General features: G+C 35.5%; 8 protein-coding genes. 7 read left to right on the forward strand and 1 reads right to left on the reverse strand.

Going from position 1 to position 13,776, the window contains the following annotated elements:
* Window positions 1–2 precede the first annotated feature (2 nt).
* The 4 genes from BN2390_RS03810 to BN2390_RS03825 all read left to right on the forward strand — a co-directional run bounded on the left by BN2390_RS03810 (window position 3) and on the right by BN2390_RS03825 (window position 6,881).
* Window positions 3–1,226 carry a pyridoxal phosphate-dependent aminotransferase gene (locus BN2390_RS03810; RefSeq protein WP_053983025.1) on the forward strand — a complete coding sequence of 408 codons (1,224 nt, stop codon included), beginning with the start codon at window positions 3–5 and terminating at the stop codon, window positions 1,224–1,226.
* Window positions 1,227–1,469: 243 nt separating this feature from the next.
* Window positions 1,470–2,381 carry a nucleotidyltransferase family protein gene (locus BN2390_RS03815; protein WP_053983026.1) on the forward strand — a complete coding sequence of 304 codons (912 nt, stop codon included), beginning with the start codon at window positions 1,470–1,472 and terminating at the stop codon, window positions 2,379–2,381.
* 227 nt (window positions 2,382–2,608) lie between these two features.
* Entirely contained in the window at window positions 2,609–4,771 is a 2,163-nt protein-coding gene (locus BN2390_RS03820) for a sensor domain-containing diguanylate cyclase (RefSeq protein WP_053983027.1), read from the forward strand.
* Window positions 4,734–6,881 (forward strand): EAL domain-containing protein, encoded by a 2,148-nt coding sequence (locus BN2390_RS03825; RefSeq protein WP_053983028.1) that lies wholly within the window; start codon window positions 4,734–4,736, stop codon window positions 6,879–6,881. The genes BN2390_RS03820 and BN2390_RS03825 overlap by 38 nt, the downstream gene beginning before the upstream one ends.
* Window positions 6,882–6,931: 50 nt before the next feature.
* Here the strand turns inward: BN2390_RS03825 and BN2390_RS03830 are convergent, their stop codons facing one another.
* A complete protein-coding gene (locus BN2390_RS03830; RefSeq protein ID WP_053983029.1) occupies window positions 6,932–7,447 on the reverse strand; it encodes a DUF11 domain-containing protein in 516 nt (171 codons plus the stop codon).
* 349 nt (window positions 7,448–7,796) lie between these two features.
* Here BN2390_RS03830 and BN2390_RS03835 point away from each other — a divergent pair, with 349 nt between their 5' ends.
* From BN2390_RS03835 to BN2390_RS03845, 3 genes are all read left to right on the forward strand, one after another.
* The gene (locus BN2390_RS03835) at window positions 7,797–9,098 is read left to right on the forward strand and encodes a PHP domain-containing protein (RefSeq protein WP_053983030.1); all 1,302 of its coding nucleotides are present in this window, start codon (window positions 7,797–7,799) and stop codon (window positions 9,096–9,098) included.
* 588 nt (window positions 9,099–9,686) lie between these two features.
* Window positions 9,687–11,948: an S-layer homology domain-containing protein gene (locus tag BN2390_RS03840; RefSeq protein WP_053983031.1), complete on the forward strand. Its 2,262-nt coding sequence runs from the start codon at window positions 9,687–9,689 to the stop codon at window positions 11,946–11,948.
* A gap of 67 nt (window positions 11,949–12,015) precedes the next feature.
* Window positions 12,016–13,548, forward strand: coding sequence for an S-layer homology domain-containing protein (locus BN2390_RS03845; protein WP_053983032.1), 1,533 nt, complete (start codon window positions 12,016–12,018; stop codon window positions 13,546–13,548).
* The last annotated feature ends 228 nt before the right edge of the window (window positions 13,549–13,776 follow it).

The raw sequence follows: 13,776 nt of genomic DNA on the forward strand, positions 1-13,776 counted from the left end.
GTATGAAGATATCTAAAAGAATAAATGATGTAAAAGTATCACCTGTAAGAAAATTATTACCATATGCAGAAAAGGCTGTTAGAAATAATAAAAAGATATATTATTTAAATATAGGTCAACCTGATGTAAAGACACCTAATGAATTCTTTGAAGCTATAAATAATTATTCAATAGAAACTTTAGGATATTGCCATTCAGCAGGTAGGAAAGAACTTCTAGATACGATATCAAATTATTATAAAGAGAATGACTTAGATTATAGAAAAGAGGATATTCTCATAACAAATGGTGGAAGTGAGGCTTTGATATTTACACTAATGTCTATTTGTGATGAAGGTGATGAAATATTAATACCAGAGCCTTACTATGCAAATTATAATAGCTTTTTTAGTATGTTACAAATAAAAGTTAATCCAATTAGTACATGTGCAGAGAGTGGATTCCATTTGCCTAATTTAAAACAAATAGAAAGTAGCATAACAACAAAGACAAAGGCGATATTAATTTCTAATCCGGGAAATCCAACGGGTACTGTATACACACAGGAAGAGATGGAACGACTGATATATATTGCAGAAAAATATGATTTATTTATTATAAGTGATGAAGTATATAGAGATTTTACTTATGGAAACAATAAAGCCATCAGTTTTGGAATATATACGAGTATTAAAGATAGGGTAATTATAATTGATTCTATATCAAAGAGATATTCTGCTTGTGGAGCTAGGATTGGTGCCGTAATAAGCAAGAATAAAGAATTTATTAATGCCATATATAGATTGTGTCAAGCAAGGTTAGCTGCACCGACATTAGAGATGGTTGGTGCGGAAGCTTTATATAAAGTATCTAATACATACTTAGAAGAAGTTAAAGCTGAATATGAGAAAAGAAAAAATGTTTTATTTAAAGAGTTATCCTCTATAGAAGGTGTCATAGCATCTGAGCCGGAAGGAGCTTTTTATACAATAGTTAAGTTACCAGTAGATAATGCAGAAAAATTTATTATATGGATGCTTACAGAGTTTGATGTTGATGGAGAAACTCTTATGATTACTCCGGCAGAAGGCTTTTATGCAACCAAGGGCATGGGAGTAGATGAAGTTAGAATATCTTATGCAATTAGGGAAGAAGATCTAAGAAGAGCTATGAATATATTAAGGCTAGCATTAAATGAGTATAGTAGCAACAGTACTAACTCTCTTAAAGTAGCAAAGCTAAACTAGCTACACGCCAACCTACAACTTGTGCATCGTTCATAGCAGGAGGATAAATGGAATCTATACATGCTATATGTCTATTATACTCCTGATATAGGATAGGATGAAGTGAATACTGCACTCTCACGAAAATACTAGATTCGTGATGATCTGTGCACAATTTTAAGAGAGAATATGAGAGAGAGCGATTGGCGGGAAGATGGCTAGTTGATGCCTTTACTCATCAAAAGATAAGAGGGGAGTTTACAAATGAAAGAACCAATATTAGTGATCATGGCTGCAGGGATGGGAAGTCGCTATGGTGGATTGAAGCAGATTGACCCGATTACACAGCAGGGAGAGATTATCATTGATTTTTCTATCTTTGATGCCATTCGTGCGGGATTTAAGAGGGCTGTACTTATTATCAAGGGGGAGCATGAACAAGACTTTCGTGATGTGATTGGGAATCGTATTGCTGATTTTATAGAAGTCCAATATGCGCATCAAGAGCTTACAACTTTACCACAAGGTTATACAGTACCAGAGGGACGTACAAAGCCTTGGGGAACCACTCATGCCATTTGGTGCTGTAAGGATAGAGTAGATGCACCTTTTGTAGTGTTAAATGCAGATGATTATTATGGGCCAGAGGCTTTTGTACATATGTACCGTCATTTATGTCAGGTACAAGAAAATGGAATGGATGAGTATGCCATGGTGGGGTATATTCTAGATAATACGTTGACAGACCATGGGCATGTAACCCGTGGTGTATGTAAGATGGAAGGGGAATACCTTTCTGAGATTGTAGAGCGTAAACAGATTGAGCGTCAAGAAGGTGTGGTACGCTATATGGATAAAGGAACTTGGGTGGATGTAGATCCAAACAGCCTTGTATCTATGAATATGTGGGCATTAACACCAGCCGTTTTTGCACAGTTAGAAGAGGATATTGTGGATTTCTTAGCCCATGAAGTACCATTAGATGTGGAAAAGTCAGAGTGTTTGATCCCGACAACCATTGGTGAGTTGATTGAGAAACAAAAGGCTAAAGTGAAAGTTTATGCGTCTCATGATACCTGGCAAGGTGTGACTTACAAAGAGGACAAGCCACAGGTGATGGCAGCTTTAGCTAAGTTAAAAGAAGAGGGTAAGTATCCAGAAAGACTTTGGAAATAATAACAGATACAATGAAAAACACCTATAAGTAATATGCATTACTTATAGGTGTTTTTATGTTTTTCTTAGTCTTTTAGATACAGATAGATATAAATCTTTTAAGAATAGCTAATAAGATGGTGGTCTACTAAGTTTAAAAAGGTTTACTTGCATAGTGAGATAAAAGGAAATATTATATAATTGTGTTTAAAAATAGTGTTTGGTGTAGTTAACATATGGGAGGGCTAATGAAAGTATTTAATGGACTAGAGGAACATTTTAATAGATTAAGAGCATGTGAAGATTACATTCAGTTTTTTGAGGAGTTTGCCAAGAAGCAGCACAGCATATCACCCTCTGAATTAAAAGAGGTTATAGAAAAGGTTATAGAAATTACCCAGACATGTCATTATGAGTATGCTCAGATGTGTATATTGAATTGGTTGGCATGGTGTTATAATAGTTTGAATGAATATAAAAAGGCCATTGAATATCGTATGCAGGCACTATTTTATTTTAAGAAACATAAGGAAAAGAAGCGTTTACCTGCAATCTATAATGGATTGTTAGCTGATCACTTGAAATTAGGTGAGTTCGAGTTAGCCATAACCTATGGCTTAGAGGGGATTAAATGTGCAAATGATTTGGGAACGATGGAAGTATTGACTGCATTGATTATGAATACCGCTCAGGTTTATATTTTTATGGAGGCGTACAATAAGTCTCTAGAGATGATGACCCTCTTAGAGAGTGGGTTTTATGAGCTCCTGACACAGCATAAGATTACCATTAATCACATGAAGTCCCTTGCTATGTTTGAACTAGGTGATGTAGAAGCAGCCTATGAGTTGTGTAGGGAGAACCTTGGTTATTTACAAGATGGGAACTACAAGATTTATGAGGCACAGGTGTTATGTCAAATAGGGATTATCAAATGTAGGAGAGGGGATTATGAAGGTGCGGATCAGGAATTTGAGGCCGCATGTGAGAGTGCATTGGCGTGTAAGATGGAATTATCCTATATATCTGTATTATCTGAGTGGGCAAAGTGTTATTTGCAAAGAGGAAATGTTGTAGAAGCAGAAGTTAAATTAAGACAAGCTTATGAAAGAGTTGCAGAAACGGAGTTAGTTATAGAGAAGAAAGACATAGAGTATCAACTGAGCCAAGTATATAAGAAGCTAGGTAGATTTGAGGAAGCCTTTGTATTTTTGGAGAAGAGTTATCTTAATCATCAAAATCAATCTACTTATAAGAGTAGTATTTATATGTCTAGATTACAAAATCATCACAAGATACAGGAGGTAGAGGTCTATAAGCTTCTCTATGACCAAATGAATCTTGTATCAGAAGTGGGTAAGAAGATTACCTCTAATTTAAAAATAGAGCGTGCCTTAGAAGCTATTTATAAGGCCATTAAGGAACTCTTAGAGGTAGATGAAGTGGGAATTGCCTTATATGATGCCAAAGAACGTATGCTAGATTATAAGTTATTTGTGGACAAGGAGAGGTATTTGGATCTAGGGAAGGTGTCTATTGATGCGGAGTACAGCTTTGGCGGTTATTGCATTAGAAATAAGAAGGATATTGTTATCAATGATATACAAAAGGAATATAGCCACTATGTGAAGTATATGAAATACATAAAGAATGATATGAAAGCAAGTACTCAGCCCAAGCATTCTGTTCAATCAGCAATCTTTTCACCTCTTATTATAGAGGATAGGATTATAGGGGTCATGATGCTTCAAAGCTATAAGAAATATACTTATAATATAGAAGATGTCAATAAGCTTAAGATGCTCACTACCTATGTAGCCATAGCCTTAGAAAATGCCAGGTTGTTTGATGAAGTCAAATACTTAGCCAATTATGATGGATTAACAGATGTATTGAATCGAAGAGAAATCATGAAAAGAGGAGAAGTAAGCCTGAAGGCTAATAAGGAAAAGGGCATAAGTACGGGGGTGATTATGTTGGATATTGATCATTTTAAACGTATTAATGACCAGTATGGACATATGGCTGGTGATAGAGTACTTAAGGAGATTGCTGGGATTGCTAAAGGGCATATTGGTAAGACCGACCTTATTGGGAGATATGGTGGGGAGGAATTTTTGATTATACTTTCTGATGTAGACCAAGTAGCTGCCCAAGCTAGAGCGCAGAAAATCAGAATGCTCATAGAGGCGTACGGTGTTGTAACAGATGAAGGGGTAAGCATAGCGGCAACAGGAAGTTTAGGTGTGGCTGTTGGTAAGGATGAAGAGGGATTGGCAGATATAATCAAGAGAGCAGATGGATATTTGTATGAGGCAAAGGGACTAGGACGTAATAGAGTTATAGGTGAATTAGAGTATAGCGGAGGACGAAATGAGAACGAAAATTTTAATCACTCAATGGATAGATAATAAAATAGTACAAGCCGTAAGACAGGGACTCGTTATGTGTATACCACTCCTTATGTTAGGGTCCATAGCACTTGTCTTAAAGACCCTTCCTATAGTGGGTTACCAAGCCTTTTTGTATGGAGATATGGGTAAGGTGTTACTTTATTTGCTGGAGCTGATGAGCAAGGATATCTTTGATATTTTATCCTTAGTTTTGGTAGTAAGTATTGCTTATAGCTATGCAGAACTAAGAGAAGAGGAACCCACAACGTGTATTATTATAGCAATCGTTGCTTTGTGTGCTTACATCATTTATGCTGTGGGGGACAATGGATTTTCCACAGATATATTTACTATAGCTTGGCTATTTACAAGTATGTGTGTAGCAAGTGCAGCGTCTGTGTTATTTATATGGGTCAAAGGACTTAGAAATAAGATGGGCAAGAAGTATATTCCATGGGCAGATACTAGGGTGCGTATAGCCATGGAGATTACTATACCAAGTATCGTTGTTATTGTCGTGTTTAGTATGTTGAATTATATTATTGTAAACTGGCTTCATAACCCTAATATTCAAGAAGTCTTTTTATATATGGCTAGAAAGATCTTAGGAAGTTTTGAAGGAGGTTGGGTGGCTGCAATAGTCTATGTCTTCTTTTTACAAATCTTTTGGTTTTTTGGTATGCACGGGGGCAATATTTTAGATCCTGTAGCAAAAGAACACTTTGAGACAGGGTTAATAACTAATATTAATGTCTTAGCAAGTGGTGGAGAACCTAGTATTATATTTACCAAAACCTTTTTTGATGTATTTGTTTTCATAGGGGGCTGTGGTAGCCTTCTTTGCTTAGTAATAGCCATTTTATTAAGAGGAAAGAGTACGAAAAGGATAGGGAAACTGTCCATTACATCTATTTTGTTTAATATTAATGAGATTTTAGTATTTGGGATGCCAATTGTCTTAAATCCGATTATGTTTATACCTTTTATTTTAACACCTCTTGTTTTGACGATCGTATCTTATATCGTATTTAAACTAGGATGGGTGCCTATGACTATTCAAAGTATTTCCTGGGTAACACCTGTATTTATAAGTGGAGCGATGGCAACACAGTCCTGGGCGGGTGCGGTATTGCAATTAGTCAATGTGATCATAGGTGTATGTATTTATATTCCTTTTGTTGAAAAATTAGAAAAAAGGCAAGAAGGTATTATCAAAGCAGGTATTGAAGCGGTAACTCAAAATATAAAAGAATTAGAGGAAAGTGGCCAAGAGAGTGTAAAAGTTCAGGGTAAAAATGACTTGATATCTATGAGAAAGTATATGATTAATGATTTAGAGCAAGCATTACATACAGATGCCTTAAATCTGTATTACCAGCCACAACATAATATACATGGTGAACTTATAGGTGTAGAGGCACTATTAAGATGGAATCATTATGCTGGTGGATTTATTTATCCACCGTTGATTATTGATTTAGCGAGAGAAGGTAATTTGATTGATGAACTAGGCGAATGGGTACTCCAACAAGCATGTAAGGACTTGGAAACCCTTAAATCTTTTACAGATAAATCGATGAAGATGTCTATAAATATTGTAGTAGAGCAACTGAGTCATCCAGCATTAGTAGATCAAATAGAGAACACTCTTGAACGATACAATATATTACCTAGTGAATTAGGGATTGAAATTACAGAGCAAGTTGCCCTAAGACCTACAAAGGAAGTAGAAGGGTTATTGGATAGACTAAGAGGATGTGGTGTGCAAATTTTGATGGATGACTTTGGAATGGGACATAGCTCCATAAGTTATCTGCAGAACATCCAGTTTGATGTGGTTAAGTTAGATGGTTCTCTAGTAAGGGAGGTTCTGCACAACAAACGAAGTAGAGATATCATTGAGTCCATTATTAAACTGGCAAAGAGAATGGATTTTGATGTTATAGCTGAATATGTAGAGACAGAAGAACAAAGACAGGTATTAGAAAAGCTAGGATGTAACATTTATCAAGGCTATCTTTATAGCCCAGCGATGCCTTTTAGCGCGTTAACTCAATATGTATCAGATGAAAGGCCCTATATGACCTTTAGAGAGGATATATATAGTAACATGGTGTATGAGGCTTAAAAAGGAGATTGTCATAAAGATTATGGCAGTCTCCTTTTTATTTAAAACAATTAAATAGGTAACTTTCCAACCGCCATGATTTTTAGACTAGCTGTACAAACATTAATCGCTTGATGAGCCGAGAAGAAGAGAGCAAGTGCATTGTGAGATGCCCGTGCTTCAATAAGTGCAGAGCCTACTAGTGTAGATTGTTGCAGATGAGGACTAGAGCAACTTACATTGCACATACTTTCTTCTATAAAATAATCATTGAGCATTAATCCACCATAGAGATGAGTGGTACATTCTAGTTGGTCATAGCAAATGGACCAACTAATGTAGTACACATATCCTGGAGGAAGCAAAATAGCATTATTCTGCAAAGGTAATGTAGGTAGGCTGGAAAAGGTGAAACACATAGGCAGTGTACCTGATGAGGTACAAGGTAGATTATTACATAATCTCAATTCAGCATAGATACTTGGAGTACAATCACATACTCCAGTTGCCCCGGTCGCTCTAGCAGGACCTGAGTTGGTAAAGGTAAGGGTATATTGTAAGTCGTCACCAGAGTTATGGTCAGACATATTCCACCAAGTGCCAAAATTATGATTGGTGATGGTGTTTGAAACAGAATAGTTGCCATTGGTGTCAGTTAATGTTTGTACTACTATTAGGGGTGAGAAGGACTCGTCCGCTGATCTTCATTTTTTTTAGCTCCTTTTTAAAATAGAATTCTCTTTATATTATGTAGTGAGAAAAGAGCATGTACCAAAAAGAGCTAAAAATTTTTTAATATTAGAGATAGAGAGGATGTTCAATTTTTTTGAATAAGTTATCATCATAAGGCTTTAAATTTGTATAATTGTCAATCTTTTGTTCATAGCTGTTCCTAGTTTTGGATTAGCTTATAATAAGAAATAAGGAGTGTGATGTATGATGAAACGTGAATTATCCCTTTATGATGTGTATCCAAAAGTTATTCTGGCACATCACGTATCACAAGTGACTATAGTATCTGTTGATTATAGTACACAGCTTAAAGAAGGTGGACTTTATAAGGTTGGGATTGTGCCATTATGTAAGGGCTTATACCGTGGAAATCCTTCTTTTGACCAAGTAGAGGTCTGTGTAAAGGATCAAAAGCTTGTCTTTGACTATGCTTTTGGCGATGAGCAAGAATATTATTTACGTGTCTTTGATGAAGCAGGTAATCAGGTTGTACAACTTTCTATCTATGCGGTAGAACAAGATTTATATGAGCGTCGCCCTTACCGAGGAGATCTACATGTACATAGCTGTTTTTCAGATGGGAAAGAGTCACCAGAATTTGTGTGTGGTATTTATAGACAAACAGGCTTTGACTTTTTAGCTATTACAGACCATTATCAGTACGCACCTTCATTACGTGCTATCCAGGCTTATAAAGATGTACCACTTGGGTTGACCATTCTTCCAGGTGAGGAAGTTCATGCACCTGAGAATCCTGTACATATCGTGCATTTTGGCGGAGAGTGGAGTGTAAATGCTTTATTCCAAGCGGATAAGGAGAAGTATTTTGAAGAAGTAGAGGCTATTCAAAAGACATTAGTCTGCCCTGAGGGCGTAGATGCCTTTACCTATGCTGCTTGTCTATGGGTGTATAGCAAAATCAAAGAAGCCAATGGCCTATCGATCTTTGCCCATCCTTACTGGATTGCAGATGTGTATAATGTATCTATGGCTTTAAGTATTCACCAGTTTGAGCAAAAACCTTTTGATGCTTTTGAATTATTAGGTGGACAGACAACTCATGAGAACAATATGCAATGGGCACTTTATAATGAGATGCGTGCAAAGGGACTCAATCATATTCCAATCGTAGGAAGTAGTGATTCTCATTCTGTTTTAACTACAGATTGGTTCAATGAAGCAAAGACTATTGTATTTGCTAAAGGGAAGGATAAAGAGCATCTTTTTGAAGCCATTAGAGGTGGGTATAGTGTGGCTGTAGAGTCTCGTCATGGAGAAAGTGAAAGGGTACATGGAAATTACCGCCTGACCAGTTATGCACGCTTCTTGCTTAGTGAATACTTCCCACTACATGATGCCCTTTGTTTTGAAGAGGGACGTGCGATGTTAGGCTATCTACGAAAAGAATCAGATGCACCTTTATTGTTACAACTCACACAAAAACGTACTGAGGATTTACTTAACAAATGCTTTGGAGCATCAACAGAAAACATGATAGAAGTATAGAAATGATCAAAAGGCATGATAAGATCAAGAGATCTTGTTATGCCTTTTAGTTATTAGAGAATTCAAAGTGATTGGCTTTGATGAAGACTTGTAAGTCTGTTTTATGAATTATCAAATAAATAAAAGTGTATAAAAAATATAATATATAGAAAAAAAGTGTAAAAATGAAAGCAAATAAGAGATGAGAAACCTTAAGATTTCGTAAGGTTAGGGGAAAAATGTAAAAAAATGTAGACAAGTATTGATAAAATTATTAATATATTTAATGCGGTATAAAATGAAGAATTACCTATGAATAAAATCATAAACAAGTAAAAAGTCATTTGAAACAAGAATAATAAAGTCAGCATAGGATTGAGCGTACTATGCTTAAGGGTAAGGGGACAAGGCATGCTAGAGTGAGGTGCAAGAATCACATAGTGTGCTTAGAAAAGTTAATGGTTAAGAGATTAGATAAGATTAAAGCGCTTTGAGTAACAAGTTTGATTTTTGTATAAAGAAAGTATGGAGAGTTATATTATAATGATGATTTTATTTGGTGATTTAATTAAATTTTATACACGTAAAATTATAATATAAGGAGTACATATGAAATATCAAAAACGTTTTAAAATATTATTATCAGTAGCTATGGTAACATCTAGTATATGCGTTCCTATTACCACTATTTATGCAACTGATGAGATGACAACCATAAGGGAAGCAACACCTCACGTAGAAGCATCTAATGAAGTCATTCCTTTAGATCCATCTTATCAATTACAGGAAGAAATTGAATCTTTATTTATACAGTCTATAGATAGCATGGATTATAAAATCAAGCTCAAAAGTGCAGAAGCAAAAATTAAGTTGTTAGACGATAAAGAAGCACAAGCATTTGATCAAAAAGAAGTCGTGAATATACGTGCTTATAGAGACGTTGTTGATGCCTATACAGTACTTCTTCAAGAAGCAACAATAGATGCAGAACTTCTTTATAGCGGGGGACGTTTAGACCAAATCCAAGAACAAATGGAAGTGGTAAAGGGAATGTTACAAGAAGGTAGTCCTCTAAATAAAATGCTTGAAGAAAAAGTGGAAGAAATTCAAGATATCAAGATACTTTGTAGAAATATCCGTCAAGCTTTAGGCACATTACAAATCAAAGATTTAGATAATGAGAATGAAATCACTAAAACCGGACATCCCTTTATTGAAATTTTAGAGACGGATAAAAGTGATATCTATGAAGCAATCCGAGAGTTAGAAAGAAAAAATGATAACTTACGAAAAGTAGTAGATGGATTTAGAACTGAATTACAGAATATACAGATTGTAAAGTTTAAAGACGAACGTGATGCATTAAATGATCAAAAGGATAGAGCTAAAAAATGTATTGATGCAAATAGAGAATGTAAGGTAGCGTCTCTAGATGCATTAAAGGGAGCTTTAGATTTTGCAAATAATGCACCCAATCAAGATCAAAGAAGTGTGTTGATATACCATACAGAAAATCTAGAGAAATGGTATCAAAAAGCCTCTATTGAGTGTAAAACAGAAAAAATTCTTGTGCAAAATGAAGTAATGTCCTTAGAATCGTTAAATAAGTTAGCACAAGGATTAAGAGAATCTATAGAAAACAAAGATTTAAGTCAGGAAAGATTAAAATATTTTACTGCTAAGTTAGAGGCATTAATCTACGATGCAGAAAAAGAAATATACGAAGTAGCCAAAAAACAACCTAAAGACGAAATGAAAAAAGAAGAACAACCAAAAAAAGAAGAACAACCAAAAGCTGAAGTACAAGTAGAAGTAGCTCCAGCAGTAGCCAAAGAAAAGCCAAAGGCCAAAGAGGTAGTAGCAGCCAAAGAAGAGCCAAAGGCAGAAGTAGTAGCAGTAGCCAAAGAAAAGCCAAAGGCCAAAGAGGTAGTAGCAGCCAAAGAAGAGCCAAAGGCAGAAGTAGTAGCAGTAGCCAAAGAAAAGCCAAAGGCCAAAGAGGTAGTAGCAGCCAAAGAAGAGCCAAAGGCAGAAGTAGTAGCAGTAGCCAAAGAAAAGCCAAAGGCCAAAGAGGTAGTAGCAGCCAAAGAAGAGCCAAAGGCCAAAGTAGTAGCAGTAGCCAAAGAAGAGTCAAAAGCAAAAGTAGCCCCAGCGGTAGCCAAAGAAGAGTCAAAAGCAAAAGTAGCCCCAGCAGCAGTCAAAGAAAAACCTGCAAACGTTTCAGGTGGAGGAAGTGGAAGTCCTCAACGACAAAAAGCTGAAAAAATAGAGTCAGTATCCACAAGCATTGAAATGAAAAATGTAATTGCAGAAAATGAGATGGAGCAGGTAATGAGCAATTTGAGAGATGTTGCTCAAGACCAAGTACATTATAGTGCCATCAAAAAAGTAATCACTAAAGGATTAATGCAAGGATACACAGATCATAGTTTTAAGCCTGCAAAAGAAATTACACGTGCAGAAGCAGCTCAAGTATTAGCAAAACTAATTATAGAACCTGTCCAAGAATCCGTTAAAGACTTAAAGGATATCACACCTGATAAATGGTTTTACAATGCGGTACAAAAATGTATCGATGCAAGAATTATGGTAGGCTATGAAGATAATAGCTTTAGACCAAATGGAACTATTACAAAAGCAGAAATTTTAGTAGCAATTTCTAATTTACAAAAGATAGAACCATTACAAACAGAAGCGGCGAATAAAGTATTAGCGAAATATAAAGACAATGCAAGTATTCCTAATTGGGCAAAAGGTTATATAGCTGCATTAATAGATAAGGGCATGATTCAAGAGGTAAATGATACATTAAATGTAACAGCCCCTCTTACACGTGAACAAATGGCAGGTGTACTAAGCCAAATTATAAAATAAGATTGCATAAACAAAGCTGACTTTATGAATCAAAAGGGATTTAAAAATTATAATATGAGGAGTATTTATGAAATATCAAAAGCATTTTAAAATATTATTATCACTAGCTATGACAACACCTGTTGTATTCGTTCCTATTACTAATGTTTACGCAGGAAATGAAACAGTATCTTTAGGAGAAACTGGATATATCTATGATACAACTGAAACAAGGGAAACACCTTATGAGGAAGATAGAATGGATACATCCTTGTACACAGATCCATATTATACAAATGATACTTATCTAGAAACACCTCATCCTGATTACCTATTTACACCAGAGTATCCTCATTCAGAATATCTACCTACTCCAGAATACCTACCTACTCCAGGATATACCCATGAGACAGAATATCCATATACTCCAGGATATACTCATGAGACAGAATATCCATATACTCCAGGATATACTCATGAGACAGAGTATTCACCTACTCCAGGTTATACCCATGAGACAGAGTATCCATATAACTCAGAGTATATTCATGAAGCAGAATATCCATATACTATGGGAGAGCATTTTATACCAAATACACATAATGAAATAGATAACACTTATTCAAATTATTCTCATAGTGGATTGACAACTTCAGAGGTATATGGAAATGATAAAAGTACTTATGAAGTAAGTAAAGAAAAGTCAGTGGATAACAAGACAGTAAAGATGGAATCAAATGAAGTAAAGGTAGTCCCAGCTCCAGCGGCAGAAGCTGTAAAACCAGCTAAAGCAGAAGTTAAAGTGGAACCTAAAGCAGAGGGCAAGGTACAGCCTAAAGTGGAAGCTAAAGTAGAGGGCAAGGTACAGCCTAAAGTGGAAGCTAAAGCAGAGAGCAAGGTACAGCCTAAAGTAGAAGCTAAAGCAGAGAGCAAAGTACAGCCTAAAGTAGAATCTAAGACAGAATCTAAAGCGGAAACCATGGTAGAAAAGGTAAAACCTGCTACAGAGGAAGTTAAAGTAGTATCTAAGCATATCGAAATAAAAGATGTCGTTGCTGAAAGTGAAATTGAAGCAGTAATGAGCAAATTAACAGATGTTACTTCAACAAAAGCACCTTATGAGGCGATTAAAAAAGTAATGACTAAAGGGCTCATGCAAGGATACAAAGATAATAGCTTTAAGCCTGAAAAAGAAATTACACGTGCAGAAGCAGCTCAAGTGTTAGCAAAACTTATTGCTGAGCCTGTACAAAAGGAAGTTAAAGAGTTAAAAGATATTACACCTAATAAATGGTTCTACAATGCAGTACAAAAATGTGTAGATGCAAAAATTATGGTAGGTTATGAAGATAATAGCTTCAGACCAAATGGAACCATCACAAAGGCAGAAATTTTAGTAGCAGTTTCTAACTTACAAAAGGTAGAGCCACTAGGCAAAGAAGCATCAGATAAAGTATTAGCAAAATATAAAGATAATGCAAGTATTCCTGTTTGGGCGAAAGGATATGTAGCTGCATTAATCGAAAGTGGTATGATCCAAGAGCTAAATGATACATTAGATGTAACATCTCCTCTTACACGTGAGCAAATGGCAGTCATACTAAGTCAGATTATTAAATAGAGAAATCTAGGTACTATAAGTTTATAACATACTGTAATAAAGGCAACGTGCTTCTCCAACCCATTACTTTTATTACAGTATGTATGAGCTATATAGAAAGAATAAAAGTAGAGCTTTAACCTTGTTCATTGACAAATACAAACCCCATGTTATAATGAGTGAAAGAAGATATTCAGTTAGTAGTTACATATAGTTCATATAATATTTGAGATTCACATGTTATTAGAG

It is taken from the genome of Niameybacter massiliensis (assembly GCF_001282685.1).
GTDB lineage: Bacteria > Bacillota > Clostridia > Lachnospirales > Cellulosilyticaceae > Holtiella > Holtiella tumoricola.

Bases quoted from the DNA above. Each gene is read 5' to 3' on its own strand.
- BN2390_RS03820 (WP_053983027.1), top strand. From the start codon at position 2,609: ATGAAAGTATTTAATGGACTAGAGGAACATTTTAATAGATTAAGAGCA.
- BN2390_RS03825 (WP_053983028.1), top strand. From the start codon at position 4,734: ATGAGAACGAAAATTTTAATCACTCAATGGATAGATAATAAAATAGTA.
- BN2390_RS03840 (WP_053983031.1), top strand. From the start codon at position 9,687: ATGAAATATCAAAAACGTTTTAAAATATTATTATCAGTAGCTATGGTA.
- BN2390_RS03810 (WP_053983025.1), top strand. From the start codon at position 3: ATGAAGATATCTAAAAGAATAAATGATGTAAAAGTATCACCTGTAAGA.
- BN2390_RS03835 (WP_053983030.1), top strand. From the start codon at position 7,797: ATGATGAAACGTGAATTATCCCTTTATGATGTGTATCCAAAAGTTATT.
- BN2390_RS03845 (WP_053983032.1), top strand. From the start codon at position 12,016: ATGAAATATCAAAAGCATTTTAAAATATTATTATCACTAGCTATGACA.
- BN2390_RS03815 (WP_053983026.1), top strand. From the start codon at position 1,470: ATGAAAGAACCAATATTAGTGATCATGGCTGCAGGGATGGGAAGTCGC.
- BN2390_RS03830 (WP_053983029.1), bottom strand. From the start codon at position 7,447: ATGTCTGACCATAACTCTGGTGACGACTTACAATATACCCTTACCTTT.